Below are 22,864 nucleotides of genomic sequence, written 5' to 3'. Positions count from 1 at the left end.
GCCCCCCTCCACCATGCTTCGCATGGTCCCCCTCCCCACTGCGTGGGGAGGAGACGATGAGGCGTGTTTCAGGCCGCGTTCGCAGTCTTGGCGACCGCCGACTTCAGCTTTTCCTGATGGGCGCGCATGCCGGCGGCGATCAGTTCGGCCGCTTCGCCCGCGTCGCCCCAGCCCTTGACGGTGACCGACTTGTTCTTCTCCAGATCCTTGTAGCGGGTGAAGAAATGCTCGATCTGCTCGACCATGATGGTCGGCAACTGCCGATAGCTGGCGATGTCGGTGTAGTAGGGGTTCAGCTTGTCGACCGGCACGGCGAGGATCTTCTCGTCGCCGCCGGCCTCGTCTTCCATCTTCAGCACGCCGATCGGGCGCGAGCGGATGATGCAGCCGGGCACGACCGGCGTCGGGTTCAGCACGATAACGTCACAAGGGTCGCCGTCGTCCGACAGGGTGTGCGGGATGAAGCCGTAGTTGCCCGGATAGTACATGGCGGTGTGCAGGAAGCGGTCGACGAACAGGGCGCCGGACGCCTTGTCCATCTCGTATTTCACCGGCAGGCCACCCTGCGGAATCTCGATGATGACATTGATGTCCCAGGGCGGATTGGGGCCGACGGGAATGGCGTCGATATTCATGGCGCGCTCGATTATGGTGCAGTGCGATACGAAGTGGCGGGCGTGATAGGCGCGGCGCGCGGCAGAAGCAAGGCGGGAGGGTTTGCGCCATCGCTCGCGAGGCGGTCGCTCGCTGCCTGAGCGCGGGGCTGGTTTGCGCGCTATCGCTCGACGCGCGGCGTCTCGCTGCTTGAGCGCGGGCTGCGCACGCGCCACCATGTGGCGGTGAGAAGGAGCCCTCCATGACCCTGTTCGACTGGCTGGCTCTGGCCCTCTTCATCCTGTGCTGGCTGGGCTACGGCCCGCTCCTGACCCTGCTGGCGCGGCGCAGCGGCACGCTCAACGACGACATGCTGGTCATCCGCCGCGTGTGGATGACGGCCATGACCCACCGGGAAATCCGCCTCGTCGACAGCAATCTGATGGGCCACACCATCAATTCCGGCGGCTTTTTCGCCTCGACCAATCTGCTGCTGATCGCGGCGGTGGCCAGCGTGCTGTTCGGCGGCGAACAGGCGCTGCAGGGGTTCGCCTCGGTCGGAGCCGAGGACGTGCCAATGAAACTTCTGGAGGCCAAGCTGGCGCTGGTGCTCCTGTGCCTGGCCCGCGGCCTGCTGGATTTCATCTGGTCGATCAGACAGTTGAACTACGCTTTGGCCCTGATCGGGGCCGCGCCCGAGGTGCATACCGAGGCCGATCGGGCGGCGCTCGGCGAGGCGGCGGGCAATCTGTTGAACCCGGCGCTGAGCGCCTTCAGCCAGGGGGTTCGGGGCTATTACTTCGCCCTGGCGGCGGCGGCCTGGCTGTTCGGTCCGCTGTGGCTGGCCCTGGGCGTGACGGCCGTCTTCTGCCTGATGATCTGGCGTCAGGCGGGTTCACCGGCCGCCCGCGCCATCCGCAGCGCCCGACGCCTGCTGGAGCGGGCCTGAGAGGACGCTGTCGCTCGCTACTTGAGCGATGAAAGCGGTTACATTGCGTGAACGCAGTTGCGAGATAGCTGCTTGACGATTTGTGCGCTGCAACCTAACTTCATTTCTGACGCCTCCGGGCGTCGTGCCCTTCTGGGCGTTTCCTCCCTATAGACTTCATGCCGCGCCCTCGGGCGCGGCTTTTTTTATGGCCCTCCGCGCCCTTGGGCGCGGTCTCTTCTATTCACCGGCCAGCAGGTCGGCGATGACCCGCGCCACGCCCTTTTCGGTGCGCGACCAGCCGGGGCCCGGCGACCGGGCGGCTTCATCAAAATAGAGCGCCCGGTTCAGTTCGATCTGGACGGCGTGGAACCCCTCCGACGGACGCCCCCAGCTCTGGGTGGTCCAGCCGCCGGCGTAAGGCTGGTTCAGCGCCACCCGCCAGCCCAGCGCTTCGAACGCCCGCCGCAGCCGCCGCGTCATTTCCGCCGAACACGACGAGCCATGCCTGTCGCCGAGAACCACGTCCGGCCCCCGCGCCCCGCCCGCCGCCTGGGTCGCCCGCGCGGGCATGGAGTGCCAGTCCACCAGCACCGCCTCGCCATGCCGCGCCCGAGCCGCCTCCATCCCGTCCGCCAGCGCCTGATGATAGGGCGCATGGGTCCGGGCGATCCGGTCCCTCGCCTCGTCCAGCGTCAGGCGCCGGTGGTACAGGGCCCGCCCATCTCCGGTCAGGCGCGGAATGACGCCATATCCGGCCGCCGTCCGGGCCGAAATCGAGCTGTCGGAGACGCCTTCTATCAGCACGGGGTCCAGATCGCCGGGATCGCGATTCAGATCGACCCAGGCCCGGCCCAGCCGGCCGAGCACCACCGTGGCGCCGAGATCGACGCCGGGCGCGATCAGCTGGTCGACCAGGGCGTCCTCGGCGCTGCGCAGACTGGCTTTCGGCAGGGCCGGATCGGCGCCCATGCCGGGCGGATAGACCGTGCCCGAATGGGGCGAGGCGAAGACGAAACGGCCGGGCGTTAGCGGGCGCAGGACGACGAAGGCGTCGCCGCCGCCCCTTTCCGCCCCGTCCCGGTCCTGATCCATGGGCCAGCCATAACCTGTTTCGTCGGACCATCCACAGACGACTGCTAGTCAAGGCGTCCTGATTTTCATGGCGGGTTTACCAGTCGGAGCGTAGCCTTTCCGAAAGACGACCGGGGCGGACACACCAAGATGGCGCGCATTCTACTGGCGGAAGACGATCACTCGCTTCGCGGCTTCCTGACCCGGGCGCTCGAGCGCGCGGGCCATTCCGTGGTCGATTGCGAGAATGGCGACGACGCGATCGACGCCCTCGACCAGGGGCCGTGGGACCTGCTGCTGACCGACATCGTCATGCCCGGCGCCGACGGCATCGAGGTGGCGCGCGTCGCCGCCGCCCGCCAGCCCGGCATCCGCATCATGTTCATCACCGGCTTCGCCGCCGTGGCCCTGTCGGCCGCCCAGGCCAGCCCGCAGGCCAAGGTCCTGGCCAAGCCCGTACATCTGCGCGACCTCGTCGGTGAGGTTGAGCGGATGGTCGCGGCGGCCTGAAACCGCCCTTGGCGGTCACGATCATGAGATCGAATCGCCCTGGTTTCGCCCTTGCGGTCAGCGCCTCCAAAGGGTTATAGACCGCTCCTTCCCGTTCCGGACCTGTCCGGAACCGTCTTGGCGGATGCGTAGCTCAGCGGGAGAGCACCTCGTTGACATCGAGGGGGTCACAGGTTCAATCCCTGTCGCGTCCACCATTCCTTCTCCCATATCGACCCCGCTGACACCCGGTTTGTCCCAGGCAGGGAAACCTTTGCGCCGTTGGCGGATTGCCACTCAATGGCTATCGATTTTGAAACCCTTCTCGAAGGTGCTCCGGCTTACGGCGTCGTGGACGCCCGGGACGGGGTCTTGCTGTACGGACGTCCCGGGCATGAGGCGGCCTTTGAGGCGCTCGCCGCGGAGGTGTTCGACGCCTCGGGCGATGATTTCGAGGTCATTCTGCTGACCGACGCAGCCGAGCGCTGCGACAGGCTGTTCGTCGCGCCGACAGGTGAACACAAATCGTTCGACGCTCGCTGACCGGTTCGCGTCAGTCCCGCGCGGGAATCTCCAGCCCGCGCTGAACCGCCGGGCGGGCCAGACCGCGCTCCAGCCAGGCGGGGACGTTCTTCAGACTGTCGAAATCGACCAATTCACGCGCCTCATAGAAGCCGATCAGATTGCGGACCCAGCCCAGCGTCGCGACGTCGGCGATCGACCAGTCGCCCATGATCCAGTCGCGGCCCTCCAGCCGGGTCTCAAGCACGCCCAGGAGCCGTTTCGATTCCGTGACATAGCGCTCCAGCGGGCGCTTGTCCTCGAAGGCCTTGCCGGCGAATTTATGGAAGAAGCCGACCTGGCCGAACATCGGGCCGATGGCCGCCGTCTGGAACATGACCCATTGCAGGGTCTCAAACCGGGCGGCGGGATCGGTCGGGATCAACTGACCGGTCTTCTCGGCCAGATAGACCAGGATGGCGCCGGATTCGAACAGGGCCAGAGGCTGGCCGCCCGGACCGTCGGGATCGAGGATGGCGGGGATCTTGCCGTTGGGATTGAGCGACAGGAATTCCGGCGTCCAGCTCTCGTTCGCGCCGATATCGACCAGATGCGCCTCATACGGCAGGCCGATCTCCTCCAGCATGATCGAGACCTTGACCCCGTTGGGCGTGTTCAGCGAATAGAGCTGCAGCCGGTCGGGATGCTGCGCGGGCCAGCGCTGCGTGATCGGAAAGGCGGCAAGATCGGCCATGGGGGCTCCGGTTGCGTTCCCGCTGGATGTAGGCGGGCCGTCGGCAACCGCAACCGTCGAGGTGGCTCATTCCTCCCACCGATTCTGACGTCGGCGTGCGCCAGTCTGGGTGAGCGGAAGGAGCAATTAACGACTCAGACGATTCAGACCGTTCTTTTTGCGTCGGGGCCCGGCGGCCTGCTCACTGGACCCGGCGCGTCGGCGCGGGCAATGGAGACGCCATGACTTTTCCGACCCCGTCCCCCGCAGACTGGCGCGTCCTGGCCGAAAAGGCGCTGAAGGACCGGCCGCTGGAAAGCCTGGTGCATCTGGACGCCGACGGCATGGCTGTGCGGCCTCTGTATGCCGCCGCGACGGGCGGCCAGTGGGTGTCCGCCCCGCGCCCGTCCGACGCCGAGGGCCGGGCCTGGGATGTGCGGACCCTGATCGAGGGCGACAAGGCCGAGGCCGTCAACGCCGCCGTGCTGGCTGACCTCGAGGGCAGCGCGGCCTCGGTTCTGCTGAAGGGCGCCGTGCTGGCGGATTCCGAACCGCTGGCCCGCGCGCTGGACGGCGTGGCGCTGGAACTGGCGGCGGTCGGGCTCGACGCCGGTCTTGACGGGCCCGAGGCGGCCAATGCGCTGGCCGTGGCGGCCAAGGGCTCGCCGCGCGCGAAGCTGATGTTCCACATGGACCCGCTGTCGGCGTTCGCGGAGGCCGGGGCCGCGCCGCGAGCGATCGACGAGCATCTGATGCTGGCGGCCAATACGGCGGCGCGCCATGCGGGGGCCTATCCCGAGGCGTCCTGCTTTCTGGCCAGCGGGCGCGTGGTGCATGAGGCCGGCGGCTCCATCGGGCAGGAGCTGGGTTTCGCGGCGGCCAACGCCGTTGCGCTGGTCAAGGCTGCGGTCGCGGCGGGGATGACGGCCGAGGCGGCGCTGAAAGGCACGGTCCTGGGCCTCTCGCTGGACCAGGAATATTTCGACGGCCTCGCCAAGGTCCGCGCCCTGCGGCTGATGTGGCGCACCCTGACCCGGGCGTTCGGCGGGGAGACGCCCGCCGTCATCGAGGCCCGCTCATCCCGGCGGATGCTGGCCGCGCGCGATCCATGGCCGAACCTGTTGCGGCTGACGGCGGTGGGTTTCGCCGGCGCGGTCGGCGGAGCCGACGCCCTGGTGCTCGATGGCCTGTCGCGCGCCAACGGTCGTTCCGACGCCTTCGCCCGACGGCAGGCGCGCAACACCCAGGCGGTGCTGATGGAGGAGGCGCATCTGGGCCGGGTCGACGATCCGGCGGCCGGGTCGTGGTTCCTCGACGCCCGCACCCGCGATCTGGCCGAGGCCGGCTGGACCGAGTTCCAGCGCATTGAGGGCGAGGGCGGCCTGGTCGTCGCCCTGCGCACTGGCGACATTCAGGACCGGGTCGCCGCCGCCCGGGCCGAGCGCGAGGCGGCGCTGGCGAACGGCGCGGCCCAGCTGGTCGGCGTAACCAAATTCGTCGATCCCGACCCCCGCCCTGCGCTGTTCGAGGCCGAGATCGTGCGCCGACCGCAGACCGGCGGCGACGCCTGCGATCCGCTGATCCCGATCCGCTTCGCCGCCCCTTTCGAGACCCAGACCTGGGAGGCCGCCCGATGAGCGCCCCCGACTTCACCAAGGTCGCCCTGGACCTCGGCCCGACCGGGGCCGGCCCGGCCCGTGATGTCTGGAACACCCCCGAAGGCCTGACCGTCCGGACCGCCTACGGCCCCGAGGCCGTCGAGGGTCTCGATTTCATCCACGGCCTGCCGGGCATCGCCCCCTATGTGCGCGGTCCCTATCCGACCATGTATGCGTCCAACCCCTGGACCATCCGCCAGTACGCCGGCTTCTCGACCGCCGAGGCGTCCAACGCATTCTACCGCCGCAACCTCGCCGCCGGGCAGAAGGGGCTGTCGATCGCCTTCGACCTGGCCACCCACCGGGGCTACGATTCCGACCACCCGCGGGTGAAGGGCGACGTCGGCATGGCCGGGGTCGCCATCGACAGCATCTACGACATGCGCACCCTGTTCGACGGCATCCCGCTGGATCAGATGTCGGTGTCGATGACCATGAACGGCGCCGTCCTGCCGATCCTGGCCCTCTATGTCGTCGCGGCCGAGGAACAGGGCGTGCCCCACGCGGCCCTGACCGGGACGATCCAGAACGACATCCTCAAGGAGTTCATGGTCCGCAACACCTACATCTATCCACCCGAACCCTCGATGCGGATCGTGTCGGACATCTTCGCCTGGACCGCGGCCGAGACGCCCAAATTCAACTCCATCTCGATCAGCGGCTACCACATGCAGGAGGCCGGGGCCTCGGCCGATCTGGAGCTGGCCTATACCCTCGCCGACGGCGTCGAATACCTGAAGGCGGGCGTCGCGGCGGGCATGGACGTCGACCGGTTCGCGCCGCGGCTGAGCTTCTTCTGGGCCATCGGCATGAACTATTTCATGGAGGTGGCCAAGCTGCGCGCCGGCCGCCTGCTGTGGGCCGAGGCGGTGTCGAAATTCGGCGCGAAGGATCCAAGGTCGCTGTCCCTGCGCGCCCACTGCCAGACCTCGGGCTGGTCGCTGGCGGCCCAGGACGTGTTCAACAACGTGCCGCGCACCATGGTCGAGGCCATGGCGGCGGCGGGCGGCCAGACCCAGAGCCTGCACACCAATGCGCTGGACGAGGCGCTGGCCCTGCCGACCGATTTCTCGGCCCGTATCGCGCGCAACACCCAGCTGCTGCTGCAGATGGAGACCGGCCTGACCCGCGTCATCGATCCGTGGGGCGGCAGCTTCTATGTCGAGCGCCTGACCCACGAACTGGCCGAGAAGGCCCGCGTCCTGATGGCCGAGGTCGAGGCCCTGGGCGGCATGGCGAAAGCCATTGAGGCCGGCGTGCCCAAGATGCGCATCGAGGAGGCCTCGGCCCGCACCCAGGCCCGGATCGACACGGGCCAGCAGACCGTCGTCGGCGTGAACCGCTACCTGTCAGACACGGTAGACGACATACCCATGCTGAAGGTCGACAACGCCGCCGTGCTGACGGCCCAGATCGCGAAGCTGAAACGGCTGCGCGGCGAGCGCGACGAGGCGAAGACGCAAGCTGCGCTCGACGCCCTGACCGCGGGCGCGAAGGCGAACGCCAACCTGCTGGAGCTGTCTGTGCAGGCCGCCCGCGCCTACGCCACCGTCGGCGAGATCTCGGACGCGCTTGAGGCCGCCTTCGGCCGCCATGTGGCGACGGTGAAGACCGCCCACGGCGTCTATGCCCGCGAGGCCGGAAACGATCCGAAGATCAGCCGCGCCCGCGACATGGTCGCCGCCTTCGTCGACAACGACGGCGGCCCGCCCCGCATCCTGATCGCCAAACTGGGCCAGGACGGCCACGACCGGGGCCAGAAGGTCATCGCCACCGCCTATGGCGACCTCGGCCTCGAGGCCACCGCCGGTTCGCTGTTCCAGACCCCGGCCGAGGCCGCTCGCGACGCCGTGGCCGGCAATGTCCACGCCGTCGGCGCCTCATCGCTCGCGGCCGGCCACCTGACCCTCGTGCCCGAGCTGAAGGCCGAGCTGGATAAGCTGGGCCGGCCGGACATCATGATCGTGGTCGGCGGGGTCATCCCCCCGTCCGACGTCCAGACCCTGATCGACATGGGCGCCGCCGCCGTCTATCCGCCCGGCTCGGTCATCGCTGACACCGCCATCGACCTGATCGAGAAGCTCAACCAGCGCCTCGGCTACGCCCAGAAAACCTAGGGGCGATGGCGGGGCGGCAGGGCGGCGATTTCCTCGGCCGTCAGCTTGCGGCTGACCCGAACACGGCAGACCGACGTCTGGGACGTCGATCCGGGCACCACGATCCGCGCCCAGTCGTCAGTGCACAGACGCGTGCCGACCATGCCTCCATCGGGGATCAGGACCATGCGGTTGGCGAAATCCATATCGGGACAACCACCAGCGGCGTTGAGCTCATAAACATCATTGCGGCCCACCCGCAGGAAGACCTGATCGGGGCGGCCCTGTTCGAAATTGTCCACCTGACGGACGCCGAAACACTGGCGCGCGCGCGGCGGAGCGTCACCGGCCATGCCGCCCCCGTCGACGGGGGCGCAGGATGTCAGGAACGTGAGGGCGCCGAGGACGGCGAAGGCGAGGGTGCGCATGGGAATCTCCTCGAGGAAACCGGAACCTTAACCGTCCGCCTTGCCGATCGGTTGTACAAGGCCTCCAGCGGTAGCGTTTCGTAACGGATCGACCCGCGCGGCCAGATCCGCCGGCAGCGGCGACGGCGCGCCCATCGCCAGGGCCGCGATATGTTCGGCCAGCAGGGGCGCGACGCAAAAGCCGCGCGAGCCCAAGCCTCCGAGAACGAACAGACCTTCGGCGCCCGGCGCCGCGCCGGCCAGCGGCAGCCGGTCCGGGGTCGTGGCGCGCACGGCGGTCCGGGCCTGAGCCGGCCCCGCCGCTGCGATCCGCCCCGCCAGCTGCGGCAGACGGCCCGCGACGGTCGCCAGATTGCGTGCGCCGGCCTCATCCGACGGCCCGCCACCGGTTTCGCCCCGGTCGTGGGTCGCGCCGAACAGCAAGCCGGAGCCCGTCGGCGCCGCATAGCCGCCCCAGGCGACAGGACCGGCCTCAACGCCCTCGACCCAGTTGGCCTGACCCCGGACCGGGGCCAGCGCCACACCGGGAACCAGCCCCGCGGTCCCCCAACCGGCCGCCACCACCACGATGTCAGCTTCGAGGATCACGGCGTCGACTTCATCCAGCAGCCGCCAGCCGGCAGCCACGGCCTCGATACGTCCGACCGTCGCGGTGATCCGGTCAGCCTCCTCCAGCCAGGCTTCGAGCACAGAAGCGGGCCGGATCGCCATGGCGTCGCGCATCCACAAACCGCCGCTCTCGACGGGTTCGCCCAACCGGTCGGAACAGGCGACGGCATCGCGAACCTCCATCGCGCCCTCTGGCCAGATCGGCTGGGCCGCCACCTTGGCGAAGCGGGCGACGTCGCGCGGCGCCTGTTCCAGCTGAAGCACCCCCGTTTCGATCACCACGCCCGGCAGAGCGCCGTACAAACCCGCCGCCCGCGTCAAGGCCTGGGCATGGAGGGCGGCGATGTCGCCGTCGCCCGCGTCGAGACGCGGCGTGACCAGGGAGGCTGGGAAACCCGAGGCCCCCGCGCCGGGCCGTTCGGCTTCGATCACGGTCGCCCGCACGCCGAGCGCTGTAAAAGCGCGGACCAGCGCCGCCCCGGCGATCCCGGCCCCGACCATCGCCACCGACGGCATCCGATCCAACCCGGCCAGGGCCTCGGGCAGACGCGCTTCCAGCCGTTCGCGCTTGCGGCCGTGGCCGGGTCGTTTGTCGACGGCGAAACCCCGCTCCGCCAGCCCCCGGCGCACCGCCCCGGCGACGGTGAAGGTCGCGACCCTTGCGCCCGGCGCAGACCGGGTCGCGATGCCGTCCAGCACCGCGTCCGACCACATGTCCGGATTGCTCGAAGGCGCGAAACCATCGAGGAACCAGGCGTCTGCGCGGCCCGTCCACTGCGACAGGGCCCAGCCGACGTCGCCGACCGCGAGGTCGAGCGTCGCGTTGAAGTCGGGCAGGTCGAGCCGATGAAACCCCGGCGTGGCCTCCGGCCACGCATCCAGCAACGCCTGTGACGCCTGCGCCAGCTCCGGCCAGGCCTCAAGGACGCGCGCCGCCTCTTCGCGGCTCAGCGGAAAGCCCTCGACCGAGAAAAGGCTCAAACGTCCGCCCGCCGGCCCTTCGCGACGCCACAGCTCCAGGAGGGCCGCGATGTTCAGCCCTGTGCCGAACCCCAGCTCGGCCACGCAGAAGCGGGGGCGTCCCTCCCACGCCGTCGGCAGACCACAGCCGGCGAGGAAGACCGCCCGGGCCTCGGCCAGTCCGTCCTGCTGCGAGAAATAGACATCGCCGAACCGCCCCGAACGCGGCGAGCCGTCGTCGTTCCAGATCAGGCGGGGCGCGCGGTCTTCAGCCATTCGCCACGGCCTATACAGCTCAGGCCGCGGCGCAACGAAAAAGGGCCGCCCACACGGGCGGCCCCCTGACTTCGTCGTGCAGGCCTACTGCGCGGTCGGCGGGTTCAACCGGCGCTCGGTCTCGGTGACATTGTTGCCGGCCGTATCGCCCGGCTGGGCCCCAGGCGTCATGGCGCCGTCGGAGACCATCGCGCCCGAGGCCGGGCCCATCGTCTCGCCGGAGGCCTGACCGGCCCCGCTCGCGGCGTTTGCCCCGCCGGACGCGCCACCGCTCGTTGCGGCCGTGTCGACGGCGGCGCCCGAGGCTTCGGCGGCTTCGGTCGAGGCGTCCGTGGCAGCGTCATCGGGCTGGTTGCAGGCGGAAAGCGTGAAGGCCGCGGCGGCGGCGGCGATCAGGATGGAAGTGCGCATCGGGAGAATCCTTGCAGTTGGGGCAGCGGCCCCCGACCATCCGGATGCCCGCCGCCAAGCTGTACCGCTGATAAAATACCGTCGCTCCGCGGATGTTCCTTTTCAGCGCACAAAGAAGAAGGGCCGCCCCGAAGAGCGGCCCTTGTCAGCGGTCGTAGCCGGCGATCAGCGCGCTGGTTCCGGCGCCTGGTGGGCCGCGGCCGAAGCGGCGGCCTGGGCGTCAGCGGCAGCCTGGTCAATGGTGGTGTTGGCGGCGGCCGGATCAGCGACGCCGGCGGCTTCGACCGCTTCAGTCGAGGCGCCGTCAACCTTGTCTTCGGCGCTCTGGCAGGCGGTCAGGGCAAGCGCGGCGGAGGCGGCCACGATCAGGGCTGTGATGCGCATCGATGGCTCCTTGGATTCGGCGGACGAGGGCGTCCCATGGAACTGGATACCGAGCGCCGGCGAGCCCTCGCAAGGCAAATAGCGCCCGAGTTCGGCGCGGCGGACGGTACAACGAAAAAGGGCCGCCCCTTCCGGGACGGCCCTTCCTTCATCAGACCCGAAGGCCGGAATGATGTCGCTCAGATTAGTGAGCGGCGGCCGGGGCAGCGGCGTCGGCAGCCGGGGCCATGGCGGCGTCGGCGGCCGGAGCAGCGGCGGCGTCGGCAGTGGCGGCAGCGGCAGTCGCGTCGGCGGCGGCAGCGTCGGCGGTCGCGGCAGCGTCCGTGGCGGTGTCGGCGGCGGCAGTGGCGTCAGCCGAAGCTTCTTCAGCCTTGTCGGCGGCGGGGGTGCAGGCGGCCAGGGCCAGAGCGGCGACCGAAGCGGCGACCAGAGCGGTGATGCGCATAATGTTTATTCCTTCAGAAGGGTCATACGAGGTCATGAACTCCTCGCCGTTCCGGGATAACGGGAACGTGAGCGAAAGCCAAGTCAAATTCTCACGCGTTCGTGAACCGGCGTGACCACAGGGGAGGATTTGAGCCTCGGCCCGACCGGCTTCCGGACGCCGAAACCCCGCTATTGCGGCGGCGGACTGGTTGCCGGAGAAGTCGTGGACGGTTCGGTCGGCAAGGTGGGGGGCGTTTGACCCGGCCCGACTGTTCCGCCCGGATCCACCGGCGAAAGGGTCTCCGGCAGTTCGGCGGGGAGTTCGGCGGGCGCTGTCGCGGCCGAATCGGTCGCGACGTCCGCCGAAGGCGCGGCCGGTGACCCGGCGTCGCGATCCGAACAGGCAGTCAGGGAAACGGCGCCGAGCGCCGCGGCGGTGATGATCCTGATGTTCATGGCATGCTCCTCCGGACGATCGCCCGGGGCGGACCACCCCACGCTCATGATCGATCTCCTGCCTAACCGGCCGCGTCGCGGGACGTTCCCGAATGCGTGTTCGCCGGTGATGACCGGTGAACGGCTTGTGAGATCAGGCGCCGGTCGGCGCAGCCGACAGTGTTTCTTCCATCTCGATGAAAGACGGTTGGGCCGAGGACGGGATGTCGCCGCGGCCGATCTCGACGGAGATCTGGGCGGCGTTGCCGTGCAGGTGGGCGACCAGAACCGACTGGATGATCTTGTAGAAGGCGCCGTCGCCATCGACGATCTCCTTGAGGCGCACCGCTATCGGCCCCACCAGCCCATAGGCCAAAAAGACGCCCAGGAAGGTGCCGACCAGAGCGCCGCCGATCATGCCGCCCAGGATTTCCGGCGGCTCGGTGATCGAGCCCATGGTCTTGATGACCCCCAGAACCGCCGCCACGATGCCCAGCGCCGGCAGGCCGTCGGCCATGGTCGTCAGGGCGTGCGCCCCGGCCAGACCCTCATGGTGGTGCTTTTCCAGCTGCTTTTCCATGGCGTCCTCGATCTGGTGCGGATCCTCGAGGTTCATGGTCATCATCCGCAGGGTGTCGCAGATGAAGTCAGTGGCGAAATGGTCCTTCAGCACCTTGGGGTATTTCTGGAAGATCGTGCTCTCAGCAGGCTTCTCAATGTGGCTTTCCAGGGCGATGACGCCCTTGGACTTCATCGTCTTGGTCAGCTGGAAAAGCAGGGACAGCAGGTCCTTGTAGTCCTGCCTCTTCCATTTGGCGCCGGCGAACACCTTGCCGAAGCCGCCCAGGGTCGCCTTGATGGTGGTGACGCTGTTGCCGATCAGGAAGGCCGCCACGGCCGCGCCGAGGATGGCCATCAGCTCGTAGGGCAGGGAGTGGAGGATGACCTCCATCTTGCCGCCTGAAAGGATGTAGCTGCCGAACACCATGGCGAACAGCAGAACGATGCCGATAATCTGGAACATGGAGGGCGGAGAATCCTGCGCGCGAGATACGCGGACCTTCGCCGTTAATGATTAAGGGGCGGTTGCGAACCGGCGCTCGCTAAAGCCGGATTTCGCCGTCCAGGATGGCCGCGCGGGCCGCCTCGCTGAATTTGGCGTAGCCGTTCTTGCCGCCCCGAATATAGAGGGGGCCGTCGACCTTGTCGGGATCGAACCCATCGGCGACGAGATCGATCTTCTTGTACTTGAAGGTTCCGGTGGTGTCGGCCGACTTGATCAGGCGGACGAAGACGGGTCGGGCGTAGGCCGGCAGTTCCTGGTCCACCCAGTCGGCGAAGGGACGGGCGGCGAACCGGCCTTCAACGACCAGGGCGACCATGCCGGCCTTGCCCTCGTGGCCGGGAACCGGAACGCCATAGGCGATGATTTCCTTGATGCCGGGCGCGTCGGCCAGCCGCTGCTCGACCTCGGCGGTCGAGACGTTCTCGCCCTTCCAGCGGTAGGTGTCGCCGATCCTGTCGATGAAATAGACATAGCCTTCGCTGTCCTGCTTCATCAGATCGCCGGTGCGGAACCAGCGGTCGCCGCGTGCGAAGACGTCGCGCAGGATCTTCTTCTCGGAGGCGGCCTTGTCGGCATAGCCGGAGAAGGCGTGGCGAATATCGTCGCCGATCATGCCCAGGGCCTCGCCGACCTCGCCCGCTTTCGCCAGCTGGCACAGGCCGTCCGGTCCGCGAACCGGCTCCTCGGTGTCCATGTCGAACCGGACCAGCCGGAAATTGATCTGTTTCTTGAGGAAGCCCGGGACCCGGCCGATCGCGCCCGGCTTGCCGTCGAAATTGAACACCGAGACATTGCCCTCGGTCGAGCCGTAGAATTCCAGGATGTTCGGCACGGCGAACCGCTTCTGGAAATCGGTCCAGACATCGGGCCGCAGGCCGTTGCCGAAGGCCAGCCGCAGCTTGTGGGACCGCTCGCCCTCGGTTTCCGGGCAGTTGACCAGATAGCGGCACAGCTCGCCGATGTAGACGAACAGCGTGGCGCCCGAGGCTTTCACATCCGGCCAGAAATTCGTCGCCGAGAACCGCTTGCGCAGCACCAGCTGTCCGCCGTTCAGCAGCGCGGGCCCGACCCCGACCAGTCCGCCGGTCGAGTGATAGAGAGGCAGGACGTTGAAGGTGACGTCCTTCTCGGTCGCGGCCGTCGCTCCGGCGAAGGCGCGCATATAGGTGCGGGCCCGGGCGTGGGTGATCTTCGCGGCCTTGGGCAGGCCGGTCGTGCCCGAGGTGTAGATGTACAGGGCCGTATCGCGATTGGTCAGACCCGAGCGCGCCGATCGGGCGGGCCGCACGGACGAACCGCTTCGCACCGGCTTGTCCAGCCCGCGCCGCTCGTCGGCCTCGTCCTCATCGCGGAGCCCCAGCACCCAGAGCATCAGGTTGCGTCCGGACAGGGCCCGCGCGTCCTCGACCCGTTTCCAGCAATCCTCGTCCGTCACCACCTGGGAGGCGTTGGAGATGGACAGGCAGTGCGCCAGGGCGTGGCCCGTCAGATTGGTGTTGATCAGGGCAGTGGCGACGCCAACCTTGGAGAAGCCCATCCAGGCGGCGATATATTCGGCCCGGTTCAGCATCACCAGGGCGATGGTGTCGCCGCGCTTGAGCCGGCGGCTCTGGGCCCAGTGGCCGAAGCGGTTGGCCATGGCGTCGAGCTCGCGATAGGTCACCGACCGCCGGTCGTCCTGGATCGCCACCCTGTCCCCGAACCGGTCAACCGCCTCTTCCCAGTCGTCGCAGACCAGATCGGCGCTATCCAGCTCGATCGGCTTGATGCGCTTGAGCAGACGGCGCAGCCCCGTGGCGAAACGCATGTTGCGCTTGATGTTCGCCACCAGACCCATCGTCGTCATCACTCCGCGGAAAGCCGCCCGTTTCTTGGTGATGGACAAGCCGCCCGTCGCGGTCAACCGGCAGGGGAATCACAGAGGCGTTTCGGGGCAAAAGACCGCCGGTTTGCGCGCTGGCGTGGCGCCGATGCGGCGGTGACGCGGGGTGAAACCTGCCGAAGTCTGACAGCCGCTTGTGGAACGCGGCACGGCAAGGCTTAATCATCGAACGCGGATTGACGGCGTGGGGCCGCAATGATCCACGGGGGACCAAACCGATGAAATATCTTTTGACCGCCATCTGCGCCCTTGCGCTGGCCGGACCCGTCGCGGCCCAGGACTACAACGCCGAACCCAACTACGGCCGCATCACCCTGGCGCCCGGCTTCCAGCCCGACCCGCATCTCGTCAGCCTGCGCGCAGGCGGCAGCATCAGCGCCTCCAACGCCGGCAGCGGTTGCGCCGGTTTTATCACCAACGCGCCCGACTTCCGCTTTCAGTGGAATGGCAACGGCTCGCTGAACATCAAGATCTCGGTGCTGTCCAAGGCCGACACCACACTGGTGGTGAACGGCCCGAACGGCGAATGGTACTGCGACGACGACATGGGCGAGGATAACAACCCGCTGGTCACCCTCGGGTCCGTGTCCGGCCGCTATGAAATCTGGGTCGGCACCTATTCCAGCGGCGATCCCCAGCCCGCCGTCCTGTCGATCTCGGAACTCACCAACTTCTGACGCCGGCCGCTCAGTATTGGTTGAGCACAAAGCTGCACCGTTGCCGCCTCAAATGTGGCGGCAATGGTGTTTCTTCGAGGCTAGTCAAGAATCGCGGAACTGTGATCTCACAGACTTGTTTCTTCCATGAGATTTTGGAGGAAAAGCGATGACCGTGACCTATCCTGCCGACCCGGCCAAGCCCTATGGCGATCGTGTCGAGGCGCCGCGCGCCGATATGGCCGATGAAGAGCCCTTCGTCCCCGTCTATGCCCGTCGCGGCAAGGCGCGCGGCGGTCAGGGCAAGATCAAGACCTGGATGATCCTGACCCCCGTCGCCGTACTGGCTCTGTCGGGCATCGGCGCCATGCTGGTCATGCAAGGCGACGAAGAGTCGTCGACCCCCCTGGCCGAACCGGCGGCGACAGCTCCGGTGCTGCCGATCGCGCCGACCGGGGCCGCCATTTCCGCCCTGACCACCGCCTCAACGCCCGAGCCGGTTGTTGCGGCCCCTGTGGTTCGCGATGCCGCGCCGCTGCGTCGCATCACGCCCGCACCGGCTCCGGCTCGCCGTAACGCCGTCAGGACCCCGACCCCGGCTCCCGCCGCCACGCCTCGTGTCGTGACTCCGGCGCCGGTGGCGACCGGTCCGCAAGCCTACACGCCCGCCCCGGCCGCGCCGTCGACCGCGACCCTGAACAGGGCGCCCGCGACCCCGGCGCCCGCGACGCCCGCGCCCGCGCCGACGCCTCCGGTGATCATCGTCGAACCGGTCGGCTGATCGCGCGTCGCCGAACCCGAAAACAAGGCCCCGGCGGAGCGATCCGCCGGGGCCTCTGTCTATGCGGCGTCAGGCTGCCGGCGAGACCCGCCAGATGACATTGCCGACGTCATCGGCCACCAGCAGGGCGCCCGAACGATCAAACTGAACCCCGACAGGACGGCCCATCGCCTGATCCTGTTCATTGAGGAAGCCGGTCAGAATGTCTTCCGGCGGTCCCGACGGAACGCCGCCCGCGAACGGCACGAAGATCACGCGATAGCCGTTGCGCGGCGTCCGGTTCCACGACCCATGCTGGCCCACAAAGGCGCCGCCGCGATATCGGGCCGGAAACAGGCCGCCCTCGCCGAAGGTCAGCCCCAGCGACGCCGTATGGGCGCCCAGCGCGTAATCGGGCCGCAGCGCCCGCGCGACCATGTCCGGATTGCGAGGCTCGACCCGCCTATCGACGATCTGGCCATAGTAGCTCCACGGCCACCCATAGAAGGCGCCCGGCGTCACCGAGGTCATGTAGTCGGGCACCAGATCATTGCCCAGTTCATCGCGCTCATTGACCGCGACCCACAGTTTGCCGCTGTCCGGCTGCCAGGCCAGCCCCACCGGATTGCGCAGACCCGAGGCGAAGACGCGGCCGGCGCCGGTGGCGATGTCGATCTCATGGATGGCGGCGCGGCCCTCTTCCTCGGCCAGGCCGTGGTCGGCGATGTTGGAGTTGGATCCGACCCCGACATACAGCCGCGTGCCGTCCGCGCTGGCGACGAGGCTCTTGGTCCAGTGGTGGTTGCGGCCGGCCGGCAGGGCGGCGAGCCGGCGCGCGGCCGCGGTGATCCGCGTCTGGCCGGTCTCATAGGGAAAGGCGACCACGGCGTCGGCGTTGGCGACGTAGAGCGTCTCTCCCACCAGAGCCATGCCGAACGGCGAGGTCAGGTTTTCGAGGAAGGCGCTCCGGGTTTCGGCCACGCCGTCCCCGTCTGCGTCGCGCAGCAGGGTGATGCGGTTGGCGCTGGGCGCCCGGGCGCCCGCCTTCTTCATGAACAGCCCCTCCGCCCAGCCACGCAGGCCGCCCTTCTTGCCTTCCGGCTTCGGCGGCGCATTGGTCTCGGCCACCAGGACGTCGCCATTGGGCAGGCGATACAGCCAGCGCGGATGATCCAGTCCGGACGCGAAGGCCTGGACGCGAAAGCCGCGGGCGGCCACCGGCGAGCGTCCCTCCGACCAGCCGACCGCCTCGGCGACATTGACCCGCGGGAACAGCGACCGCTGCGGCGGCGGCAAGGTCGGATCGGGCCCGAAGCCGGCGGAGGGATCCAGCGCCTCATTGCCTCCGCAAGCTGCGAGCGTAAGCATCAGGATGGAGGCGGCGAGCAGTGTCGGGCGGGTCATGGGACGGCCTTTGCGTGGGTGGGTCGGACTGCGGGAACTCCAGACGGCTGACGACATAGCCGAGAGCCGCCGCGCGCGCGATGAAGGGCCCGTGATTCGAAGGCTTGCGGAACTCTCGGGTATCCACAACCTGTCGAAGGTCGCAGGGGCGCCTCCGGTTCCGGCGGGACGCGTCAGGCCATTGGATTCAGGTCGCGCGGGGGCCGGATGCGACGGAACCGCGCCTCTATGAAAGAGAAGCTGCCGAAGGCGACGAAGCCCAGCGCGCCGGCGACGAGGATCCAGGAACCGGCCGGCTGGCGTTCGACGGCTTCAAGCGCCGCGCCCAGACTGGTGACGTCCGACGCCTCGGATTTCAGACCCGCGAGAACGACCAGCGCGGCCAGCGGCAGATAGGCCAGGCCCCGGGCGACATGGCCGATCTGCGCCAACGGCGCCACCCGCCGACAGGTTTTCGCGGAACAGGCGAGGTACGCCGTAAAATCCTCCCGCCACGCCCTGACGACATTGGCCGCCCCGACCCCGAAGATCATCAGCCCGACCCCGATCAGCAACCATTTGCCGAACGGCAGGGACAGCACCGTCGCGGCCTGCTCCTAACTGCGGATCACCCCTTCGACGGCGGGATCGCCTTCCGGCGCATGGACCAGAAGAGTGAAGGCCGCGAAGGACAGGGCCGCATAGCTGAAACCGCTGAAGGCCTGTCCCAGGCGCGTGGCCAGTCCGTGGCGGGATACCCCCTCATGGTCCGCGTCGAAGACCGCCTGGAGCACACGCCACATCACGAAGGCGGCCAGCCCCAGTCCGACAAGGAAGGCCCACAGGCGGCCCAGAGGGCGCAGGGCCAGCCAGTCCAGCGCGCCCTTGATCCCGACCGCATCGCCGACCAGATCGACGGCCGCCAGCAGAATCAGGACGCCAGCGGACAGATAGACAAATCCCCGCGCGCCATAACCGATCCGCGCCACCCACTCGATCAGGTTGTGCAGGGGGGGAACATGGCGCAGCAGCGGCGCCCGTCGGCGACCCAGCTCGCCCAGGTCGGCCAGACGGGTGCGGAGGAGGGTGACAGGTTTGGGCACGGCGACGGTAACCCTCGGACCCGAATATGGCTCCGCCCGCACAAGGCGCCCTTGAGGTGCGACAGGAGGACGCATATCTGCCTGCGTCTTGGGAGGGCGCGTATGCAGCCGGTGATTTCCATCCAGGGTCTGACCAAGACCTACAAATCGGGGCTGCAGGCCCTCAAGACCACGGACCTGACCATCGGCAAGGGCGAGATCTTCGCCCTGCTCGGACCCAATGGTGCGGGCAAGACGACGCTGATCTCCATCGTCTGCGGCATCGTCACCCCGACGAGCGGGACGGTGACGGCTGACGGCCATGACATCCAGAAAGACTACCGCGCGGCGCGGTCGATGATCGGCCTGGTGCCCCAGGAACTGACCACCGACGCCTTCGAAACGGTGCTGGCCACCGTCACCTTCAGCCGGGGCCTGTTCGGCAAGGCGCCCGACCCGAAACACATCGAGAAGGTGCTGCGCGAACTGTCGCTGTGGGAGAAGCGCAACGACAAGATCATGACCCTGTCCGGCGGGATGAAGCGCCGGGTGATGATCGCCAAGGCCCTGAGCCACGAACCCGACATCCTGTTCCTCGACGAGCCGACCGCGGGCGTCGACGTCGAACTGCGTCGCGACATGTGGAATCTCGTGCGCGGCCTGCGCGACAAGGGCGTCACCATCATCCTGACCACCCACTATATCGAGGAGGCCGAGGAGATGGCCGACAGGGTGGGCGTGATCCTGAAGGGCGAGCTGATCCTGGTCGAACAGACCGCCACCCTGATGAAGAAGCTGGGCAAGAAGACCCTGACCCTGAATCTGCAGGAGCCTCTGGCCGCGATCCCGGCGGAGCTGGCCGAATGGTCGCCGACGCTGAAGGACGACGGCAATGAGCTGGAATACGTCTTCGATTCCAATCTGGAAAAGACCGGCGTGCCGTCCCTGCTGCGCAAGCTGTCGGACCTCGGCATCGCCTTCAAGGACCTGCACACCAGCCAGAGCTCGCTGGAGGACATCTTCGTCAGCCTGGTCCATCGCGACAAGACGACCGGAGCCGCAGCATGAATTCCCTGAGCTTCAACGGCCATGGCGTCTGGGCCATCTACAGGTTTGAAATGGCGCGGGCCCTGCGCACCGTGTGGCAATCGCTGGTCACCCCGGTGATCACTACGTCCCTGTATTTCGTGGTCTTCGGCTCGGCTATCGGCAGCCGGATGACCGAGATCGACGGCGTGCCCTACGGCGCCTTCATCGTGCCCGGCCTGATCATGCTGAGCCTGTTCACCCAGTCGATCTTCAATGCGTCATTCGGCATCTATTTCCCGAAATTCACCGGCACCATCTACGAGCTGCTGTCCGCGCCGGTGAGCCCGATCGAGATCGTCATCGCCTATGTCGGGGCCGCGGCGACCAAGTCGGCGGTGCTGGGGCTGATCATCCTGGCCACGGCGGCCCTGTTCGTAGATCTGACCATTCTTCATCCACTCGAGATGCTGGCCTTCCTGATCCTGATCTCGACGACCTTCAGCCTGTTCGGCTTCATCATCGGCATCTGGGCCAACGGCTTCGAACAGTTGCAGATGATCCCGATGCTGGTGGTCACGCCCCTGACCTTTCTGGGCGGCTCCTTCTATTCGATCGACATGCTGCCGCCGATCTGGCGGACGATCACCCTGTTCAATCCGCTGGTCTATCTGATCTCCGGCTTCCGCTGGACCTTCTATGGTTCGGGCGACGTCGGCATCGGGGCCAGCCTGGCCGCGACCCTCGGCTTCCTCTTCGTCTGTCTGGCCATCGTCGGCTGGATGTTCCGGACCGGCTATCGGCTGAAGAACTGAGGTCTTCAGCTTCGGGTCACGAAACGGGCCAGATCGGCGGACACCTTGGCCCTTCTCCGCATTTGCTGTAGCGCGCCTGATCCGGCGCGGGAGTTTTGATGCCCACCGACACTGACAAGAAGCTCAACGGCGCCCCCGAGCCCTTCCGCCGCCCCGTGGTCTGGGGCCGGCCGCCCGCGACCGTGTTCCGCGCCGGCCCGCTGCCGAAAGGCGGCGGCCTGCCGCCCCTGCCCGAACCACCGCCCATGCAGCTGACGCCGGGCATACTGACCGGCTCGATGATCCCGCGCGCCGCCCCGGCTCGCCCACAGGCCCAGGCTGCTGTCCCGTCGATAACGCGAGCGCCCGAACCACCTGGGAATCCGGCGTCGCCGTCCGTTCCCGCCGCCGTTGTCCCGACGCCCGACCTGACCGTCCGCCCCTTGCCGGCGGCCGAGCCTGTTGTTCCCGCCGCACCTTCGCCGATCTCCGCGCCCGCTCAGCCCGTCGCCGTCGCGCCGGCGCCCCTCCCGATCCCTGTTGCGCCAGTCAGCGCCGTCCGGAAACGGCCCAGCCGGGTCCCGCTCTATGCCGGGATCGCGCTTGCCGCCGTGACGGTGCTCGCCCTGGGCGGCTGGATCTGGACCCGGTCGCCGGTTGAGACGCCAGCCGCCGTGGCCGCGCCGGCGTCCGCCGCCCCGGTCGCCGAAATCGTCGTGCCCGAGAGCCTGCCGACCCCGGTTCCCGTCCCCGAGCCTGTGACGGAGCCCGCCGCTGAGGCGCCTGTGACCGCTGCGCCGCCCGCCAGACCGACCGCAGCCGCCGTGAGCCCGGCGCAAACGCCGCCGCCCCGCACAGCCCGGCCCGCTTCGCCGGCGCCCGAGGTTGTCGCCCCGCCGCCGCCGGTCACCACCGCGCCCCTGATCGAAATTGTGCCCGCACCGGTCCCCGGCCCGGCCCCGACCGAGGCCGAGCGTCCGTCCACCGACCCCGATGCGCCGATCGCGACGCGACCCCAGCCCATCGGCTAGCGGATGGCGACGTAGCCGCGTTCGACCATGCGGCGCAGGCCCTCATAGGCCTCGGCCAATTCTTCATAGGCGGAGCGCGCTGAGGCCAGCCGCGCGATCTGATCGGGGGTCGAGGGCGCGCCCGATTCCGACTGCCGCAGGCCTTCAGACACCCATTTCGCCCGCGCCGTGGCCGTCAGCACGGCCAGCTTCTGGAACATGGACGCGTCCAGTTTCGGCAGCATCTGGCCGATGACCTCGCGGTTGGCGACGAAGGCCGAATAGTCGATCTGTTCGAGCAGGCCGCGCAGCCGTCGCTGTTCGTGCGGATCTGTGTCCTGCGGCTCGAAATGGTCGCGCTGGCGGCGATAGCTGGAGGTCTGGATGGTCGACATCGAACCGCTCCGGGATGACGTTGAACAGAGCGTGCGCCTCGTCGATTAACGGGGGGTTGCGTCCCGACGCCGGAAGTTGAGACTTGGGCGAAGGCGCGCGGGTGAGCCGGCCGAAGGAGACATCGTCATGAGCGGCAAGGTGCGCGTCGACTGCTTCGCCGTCTCCGTCGACGGATTCGGCGCGGGACCCGACCAGAGCCTCGACCATCCCCTCGGTGTGGGCGGCGAAGGCCTGCACCGCTGGTTCTTTCCAACCCGAACCTGTCGAGAGAATTTCGGCCAGACCGGGGGAGAGGAGGGGATCGACGACGACTTCGGTCGGCGCGGCATGGCGGGGCTGGGCGCGTGGATCCTGGGCCGCAACATGTTCGGGCCGATCAGGGGCGACTGGCCCGACGACACCTGGAAGGGCTGGTGGGGCGAGAACCCGCCTTATCACGTGCCGGTCCTCGTTCTGACGCATCACGCCCGCGCCCCGCTCGTGATGGAAGGCGGCACTGTCTTTCACTTCGAGACCGAAGGCATCGAAGCGGCGCTGGAAAGGGCCCGGGCGCTGGCGGACGGCAAGGACATCCGGATCGGCGGCGGGGCTGAAACCATCCGGCAGTACCTGAGAGCCGGGCTGATCGACGAGATGCACGTCGCCGTTTCTCCCGTCATTCTGGGCCGGGGCGAACCACTGTGGCAGGGGCTGGACCTGCCGGCCCTCGGCTATGAGATCGTCTCCAGCACCGCCGGCGAAAAGGCGACCCACCTGCGGGTCGGTCGCTCCGGCGGGCCGACCGACATGACAATGAAGGCCCTCTGA

General features: G+C 68.2%; 26 protein-coding genes and 1 tRNA gene. 12 read left to right on the top strand and 15 right to left on the bottom strand.

The annotated features are described in order from the left end of the window. Positions 1–68: 68 nt before the first annotated feature. A complete protein-coding gene (gene ppa / locus ACTIEW_RS12440; RefSeq protein ID WP_439478215.1) occupies positions 69–635 on the bottom strand; it encodes an inorganic diphosphatase in 567 nt (188 codons plus the stop codon). 221 nt (positions 636–856) lie between these two features. On the opposite strand from ppa, the gene ACTIEW_RS12435 reads away from it, so the two are divergent. After that, positions 857–1,543, top strand: a complete 687-nt coding sequence (locus tag ACTIEW_RS12435; RefSeq protein ID WP_439478214.1) for a DUF599 domain-containing protein — start codon at positions 857–859, stop codon at positions 1,541–1,543. Between the two features lie 219 nt (positions 1,544–1,762). On the opposite strand, the gene ACTIEW_RS12430 is transcribed toward ACTIEW_RS12435, so the two are convergent. Continuing rightward, entirely contained in the window at positions 1,763–2,617 is an 855-nt protein-coding gene (locus ACTIEW_RS12430; RefSeq protein ID WP_439478213.1) for an N-formylglutamate amidohydrolase, read from the bottom strand. 129 nt (positions 2,618–2,746) lie between these two features. Here ACTIEW_RS12430 and cpdR point away from each other — a divergent pair, with 129 nt between their 5' ends. From cpdR to ACTIEW_RS12415, 3 genes are all read left to right on the top strand, one after another. Continuing rightward, complete coding sequence (gene cpdR / locus ACTIEW_RS12425; protein ID WP_292026428.1) at positions 2,747–3,106, top strand: cell cycle two-component system response regulator CpdR; 360 nt, start codon at positions 2,747–2,749, stop codon at positions 3,104–3,106. 122 nt (positions 3,107–3,228) lie between these two features. After that, positions 3,229–3,303, top strand: a tRNA-Val gene (locus tag ACTIEW_RS12420). An 82-nt stretch (positions 3,304–3,385) separates the two neighbouring features. Continuing rightward, complete coding sequence (locus ACTIEW_RS12415) at positions 3,386–3,628, top strand: hypothetical protein (RefSeq protein WP_439478212.1); 243 nt, start codon at positions 3,386–3,388, stop codon at positions 3,626–3,628. Positions 3,629–3,638: 10 nt separating this feature from the next. Here the strand turns inward: ACTIEW_RS12415 and ACTIEW_RS12410 are convergent, their stop codons facing one another. Then, complete coding sequence (locus ACTIEW_RS12410; RefSeq protein WP_439478211.1) at positions 3,639–4,340, bottom strand: glutathione S-transferase N-terminal domain-containing protein; 702 nt, start codon at positions 4,338–4,340, stop codon at positions 3,639–3,641. A gap of 221 nt (positions 4,341–4,561) precedes the next feature. Here ACTIEW_RS12410 and ACTIEW_RS12405 point away from each other — a divergent pair, with 221 nt between their 5' ends. Together ACTIEW_RS12405 and scpA are read left to right on the top strand one after the other, a co-directional pair. Further along, complete coding sequence (locus ACTIEW_RS12405; protein ID WP_439478210.1) at positions 4,562–5,956, top strand: methylmalonyl-CoA mutase family protein; 1,395 nt, start codon at positions 4,562–4,564, stop codon at positions 5,954–5,956. Continuing rightward, positions 5,953–8,094: a methylmalonyl-CoA mutase gene (scpA, locus tag ACTIEW_RS12400; protein ID WP_439478209.1), complete on the top strand. Its 2,142-nt coding sequence runs from the start codon at positions 5,953–5,955 to the stop codon at positions 8,092–8,094. Before ACTIEW_RS12405 ends, scpA begins: the two co-directional genes overlap by 4 nt. On the opposite strand, the gene ACTIEW_RS12395 is transcribed toward scpA, so the two are convergent. From ACTIEW_RS12395 to ACTIEW_RS12360, 8 genes are all read right to left on the bottom strand, one after another. Beyond that, positions 8,091–8,501, bottom strand: coding sequence for a DUF6491 family protein (locus ACTIEW_RS12395; RefSeq protein ID WP_439478208.1), 411 nt, complete (start codon positions 8,499–8,501; stop codon positions 8,091–8,093). The two genes, scpA and ACTIEW_RS12395, sit on opposite strands and share 4 nt — an antisense overlap. Before the next feature lie 27 nt (positions 8,502–8,528). Further along, the gene (mnmD, locus tag ACTIEW_RS12390) at positions 8,529–10,346 is read right to left on the bottom strand and encodes a tRNA (5-methylaminomethyl-2-thiouridine)(34)-methyltransferase MnmD (RefSeq protein ID WP_439478207.1); all 1,818 of its coding nucleotides are present in this window, start codon (positions 10,344–10,346) and stop codon (positions 8,529–8,531) included. Between the two features lie 84 nt (positions 10,347–10,430). After that, positions 10,431–10,757 (bottom strand): hypothetical protein, encoded by a 327-nt coding sequence (locus ACTIEW_RS12385; protein WP_439478206.1) that lies wholly within the window; start codon positions 10,755–10,757, stop codon positions 10,431–10,433. Between the two features lie 165 nt (positions 10,758–10,922). Then, entirely contained in the window at positions 10,923–11,141 is a 219-nt protein-coding gene (locus tag ACTIEW_RS12380; protein ID WP_439478205.1) for a hypothetical protein, read from the bottom strand. A 184-nt stretch (positions 11,142–11,325) separates the two neighbouring features. Continuing rightward, positions 11,326–11,586, bottom strand: a complete 261-nt coding sequence (locus ACTIEW_RS12375; RefSeq protein WP_439478204.1) for a hypothetical protein — start codon at positions 11,584–11,586, stop codon at positions 11,326–11,328. Positions 11,587–11,756: 170 nt separating this feature from the next. Beyond that, on the bottom strand, positions 11,757–12,023 hold the full coding sequence (locus ACTIEW_RS12370; protein ID WP_439478203.1) for a hypothetical protein: 267 nt from the start codon (positions 12,021–12,023) through the stop codon (positions 11,757–11,759). A gap of 133 nt (positions 12,024–12,156) precedes the next feature. Continuing rightward, positions 12,157–13,026, bottom strand: coding sequence for a flagellar motor stator protein MotA (gene motA, locus ACTIEW_RS12365; protein WP_439478202.1), 870 nt, complete (start codon positions 13,024–13,026; stop codon positions 12,157–12,159). A 79-nt stretch (positions 13,027–13,105) separates the two neighbouring features. After that, entirely contained in the window at positions 13,106–14,905 is a 1,800-nt protein-coding gene (locus tag ACTIEW_RS12360; RefSeq protein WP_439478219.1) for a long-chain-acyl-CoA synthetase, read from the bottom strand. Between the two features lie 263 nt (positions 14,906–15,168). On the opposite strand from ACTIEW_RS12360, the gene ACTIEW_RS12355 reads away from it, so the two are divergent. Both ACTIEW_RS12355 and ACTIEW_RS12350 read left to right on the top strand, forming a co-directional pair. Beyond that, positions 15,169–15,627, top strand: coding sequence for a peptidase S1 (locus ACTIEW_RS12355; RefSeq protein WP_439478201.1), 459 nt, complete (start codon positions 15,169–15,171; stop codon positions 15,625–15,627). 148 nt (positions 15,628–15,775) lie between these two features. Continuing rightward, the gene (locus tag ACTIEW_RS12350) at positions 15,776–16,387 is read left to right on the top strand and encodes a hypothetical protein (RefSeq protein WP_439478200.1); all 612 of its coding nucleotides are present in this window, start codon (positions 15,776–15,778) and stop codon (positions 16,385–16,387) included. A gap of 69 nt (positions 16,388–16,456) precedes the next feature. On the opposite strand, the gene ACTIEW_RS12345 is transcribed toward ACTIEW_RS12350, so the two are convergent. From ACTIEW_RS12345 to ACTIEW_RS12335, 3 genes are all read right to left on the bottom strand, one after another. After that, a complete protein-coding gene (locus ACTIEW_RS12345) occupies positions 16,457–17,770 on the bottom strand; it encodes a PQQ-dependent sugar dehydrogenase (RefSeq protein WP_439478199.1) in 1,314 nt (437 codons plus the stop codon). A gap of 173 nt (positions 17,771–17,943) precedes the next feature. Then, positions 17,944–18,351, bottom strand: coding sequence for a DUF1206 domain-containing protein (locus ACTIEW_RS12340; protein ID WP_439478198.1), 408 nt, complete (start codon positions 18,349–18,351; stop codon positions 17,944–17,946). Between the two features lie 15 nt (positions 18,352–18,366). Continuing rightward, on the bottom strand, positions 18,367–18,852 hold the full coding sequence (locus tag ACTIEW_RS12335; protein ID WP_439478197.1) for a DUF1206 domain-containing protein: 486 nt from the start codon (positions 18,850–18,852) through the stop codon (positions 18,367–18,369). Between the two features lie 102 nt (positions 18,853–18,954). Between ACTIEW_RS12335 and ACTIEW_RS12330 the strand changes: the two genes are divergently transcribed. The 3 genes from ACTIEW_RS12330 (at position 18,955) to ACTIEW_RS12320 (ending at position 21,682) form a co-directional block, all read left to right on the top strand. Continuing rightward, the gene (locus tag ACTIEW_RS12330) at positions 18,955–19,899 is read left to right on the top strand and encodes an ABC transporter ATP-binding protein (RefSeq protein WP_439478196.1); all 945 of its coding nucleotides are present in this window, start codon (positions 18,955–18,957) and stop codon (positions 19,897–19,899) included. Continuing rightward, on the top strand, positions 19,896–20,672 hold the full coding sequence (locus ACTIEW_RS12325) for an ABC transporter permease (RefSeq protein WP_439478195.1): 777 nt from the start codon (positions 19,896–19,898) through the stop codon (positions 20,670–20,672). The genes ACTIEW_RS12330 and ACTIEW_RS12325 overlap by 4 nt, the downstream gene beginning before the upstream one ends. Before the next feature lie 98 nt (positions 20,673–20,770). Then, positions 20,771–21,682 (top strand): hypothetical protein, encoded by a 912-nt coding sequence (locus tag ACTIEW_RS12320; RefSeq protein ID WP_439478194.1) that lies wholly within the window; start codon positions 20,771–20,773, stop codon positions 21,680–21,682. Here ACTIEW_RS12320 and ACTIEW_RS12315 read toward each other — a convergent pair. Continuing rightward, positions 21,679–22,056, bottom strand: a complete 378-nt coding sequence (locus tag ACTIEW_RS12315; RefSeq protein ID WP_439478193.1) for a hypothetical protein — start codon at positions 22,054–22,056, stop codon at positions 21,679–21,681. The two genes, ACTIEW_RS12320 and ACTIEW_RS12315, sit on opposite strands and share 4 nt — an antisense overlap. 127 nt (positions 22,057–22,183) lie before the next feature. Between ACTIEW_RS12315 and ACTIEW_RS12310 the strand changes: the two genes are divergently transcribed. After that, a complete protein-coding gene (locus tag ACTIEW_RS12310) occupies positions 22,184–22,864 on the top strand; it encodes a dihydrofolate reductase family protein (RefSeq protein WP_439478192.1) in 681 nt (226 codons plus the stop codon).

This window comes from Brevundimonas sp. (assembly GCF_051860745.1).
GTDB lineage: Bacteria > Pseudomonadota > Alphaproteobacteria > Caulobacterales > Caulobacteraceae > Brevundimonas.
Note: the sequence above shows the minus strand (reverse complement) of the source record. Positions and strands in the feature narration are given on the sequence as shown.

What these genes read in the sequence shown, in the direction of transcription:
- ppa (WP_439478215.1), bottom strand. Translation starts at nt 635, where the DNA reads ATGAATATCGACGCCATTCCCGTCGGCCCCAATCCGCCCTGGGACATC.
- ACTIEW_RS12435 (WP_439478214.1), top strand. Translation starts at nt 857, where the DNA reads ATGACCCTGTTCGACTGGCTGGCTCTGGCCCTCTTCATCCTGTGCTGG.
- ACTIEW_RS12430 (WP_439478213.1), bottom strand. Translation starts at nt 2,617, where the DNA reads ATGGATCAGGACCGGGACGGGGCGGAAAGGGGCGGCGGCGACGCCTTC.
- cpdR (WP_292026428.1), top strand. Translation starts at nt 2,747, where the DNA reads ATGGCGCGCATTCTACTGGCGGAAGACGATCACTCGCTTCGCGGCTTC.
- ACTIEW_RS12415 (WP_439478212.1), top strand. Translation starts at nt 3,386, where the DNA reads ATGGCTATCGATTTTGAAACCCTTCTCGAAGGTGCTCCGGCTTACGGC.
- ACTIEW_RS12410 (WP_439478211.1), bottom strand. Translation starts at nt 4,340, where the DNA reads ATGGCCGATCTTGCCGCCTTTCCGATCACGCAGCGCTGGCCCGCGCAG.
- ACTIEW_RS12405 (WP_439478210.1), top strand. Translation starts at nt 4,562, where the DNA reads ATGACTTTTCCGACCCCGTCCCCCGCAGACTGGCGCGTCCTGGCCGAA.
- scpA (WP_439478209.1), top strand. Translation starts at nt 5,953, where the DNA reads ATGAGCGCCCCCGACTTCACCAAGGTCGCCCTGGACCTCGGCCCGACC.
- ACTIEW_RS12395 (WP_439478208.1), bottom strand. Translation starts at nt 8,501, where the DNA reads ATGCGCACCCTCGCCTTCGCCGTCCTCGGCGCCCTCACGTTCCTGACA.
- mnmD (WP_439478207.1), bottom strand. Translation starts at nt 10,346, where the DNA reads ATGGCTGAAGACCGCGCGCCCCGCCTGATCTGGAACGACGACGGCTCG.
- ACTIEW_RS12385 (WP_439478206.1), bottom strand. Translation starts at nt 10,757, where the DNA reads ATGCGCACTTCCATCCTGATCGCCGCCGCCGCCGCGGCCTTCACGCTT.
- ACTIEW_RS12380 (WP_439478205.1), bottom strand. Translation starts at nt 11,141, where the DNA reads ATGCGCATCACAGCCCTGATCGTGGCCGCCTCCGCCGCGCTTGCCCTG.
- ACTIEW_RS12375 (WP_439478204.1), bottom strand. Translation starts at nt 11,586, where the DNA reads ATGCGCATCACCGCTCTGGTCGCCGCTTCGGTCGCCGCTCTGGCCCTG.
- ACTIEW_RS12370 (WP_439478203.1), bottom strand. Translation starts at nt 12,023, where the DNA reads ATGAACATCAGGATCATCACCGCCGCGGCGCTCGGCGCCGTTTCCCTG.
- motA (WP_439478202.1), bottom strand. Translation starts at nt 13,026, where the DNA reads ATGTTCCAGATTATCGGCATCGTTCTGCTGTTCGCCATGGTGTTCGGC.
- ACTIEW_RS12360 (WP_439478219.1), bottom strand. Translation starts at nt 14,905, where the DNA reads ATGGGTCTGGTGGCGAACATCAAGCGCAACATGCGTTTCGCCACGGGG.
- ACTIEW_RS12355 (WP_439478201.1), top strand. Translation starts at nt 15,169, where the DNA reads ATGAAATATCTTTTGACCGCCATCTGCGCCCTTGCGCTGGCCGGACCC.
- ACTIEW_RS12350 (WP_439478200.1), top strand. Translation starts at nt 15,776, where the DNA reads ATGACCGTGACCTATCCTGCCGACCCGGCCAAGCCCTATGGCGATCGT.
- ACTIEW_RS12345 (WP_439478199.1), bottom strand. Translation starts at nt 17,770, where the DNA reads ATGACCCGCCCGACACTGCTCGCCGCCTCCATCCTGATGCTTACGCTC.
- ACTIEW_RS12330 (WP_439478196.1), top strand. Translation starts at nt 18,955, where the DNA reads ATGCAGCCGGTGATTTCCATCCAGGGTCTGACCAAGACCTACAAATCG.
- ACTIEW_RS12325 (WP_439478195.1), top strand. Translation starts at nt 19,896, where the DNA reads ATGAATTCCCTGAGCTTCAACGGCCATGGCGTCTGGGCCATCTACAGG.
- ACTIEW_RS12320 (WP_439478194.1), top strand. Translation starts at nt 20,771, where the DNA reads ATGCCCACCGACACTGACAAGAAGCTCAACGGCGCCCCCGAGCCCTTC.
- ACTIEW_RS12315 (WP_439478193.1), bottom strand. Translation starts at nt 22,056, where the DNA reads ATGTCGACCATCCAGACCTCCAGCTATCGCCGCCAGCGCGACCATTTC.
- ACTIEW_RS12310 (WP_439478192.1), top strand. Translation starts at nt 22,184, where the DNA reads ATGAGCGGCAAGGTGCGCGTCGACTGCTTCGCCGTCTCCGTCGACGGA.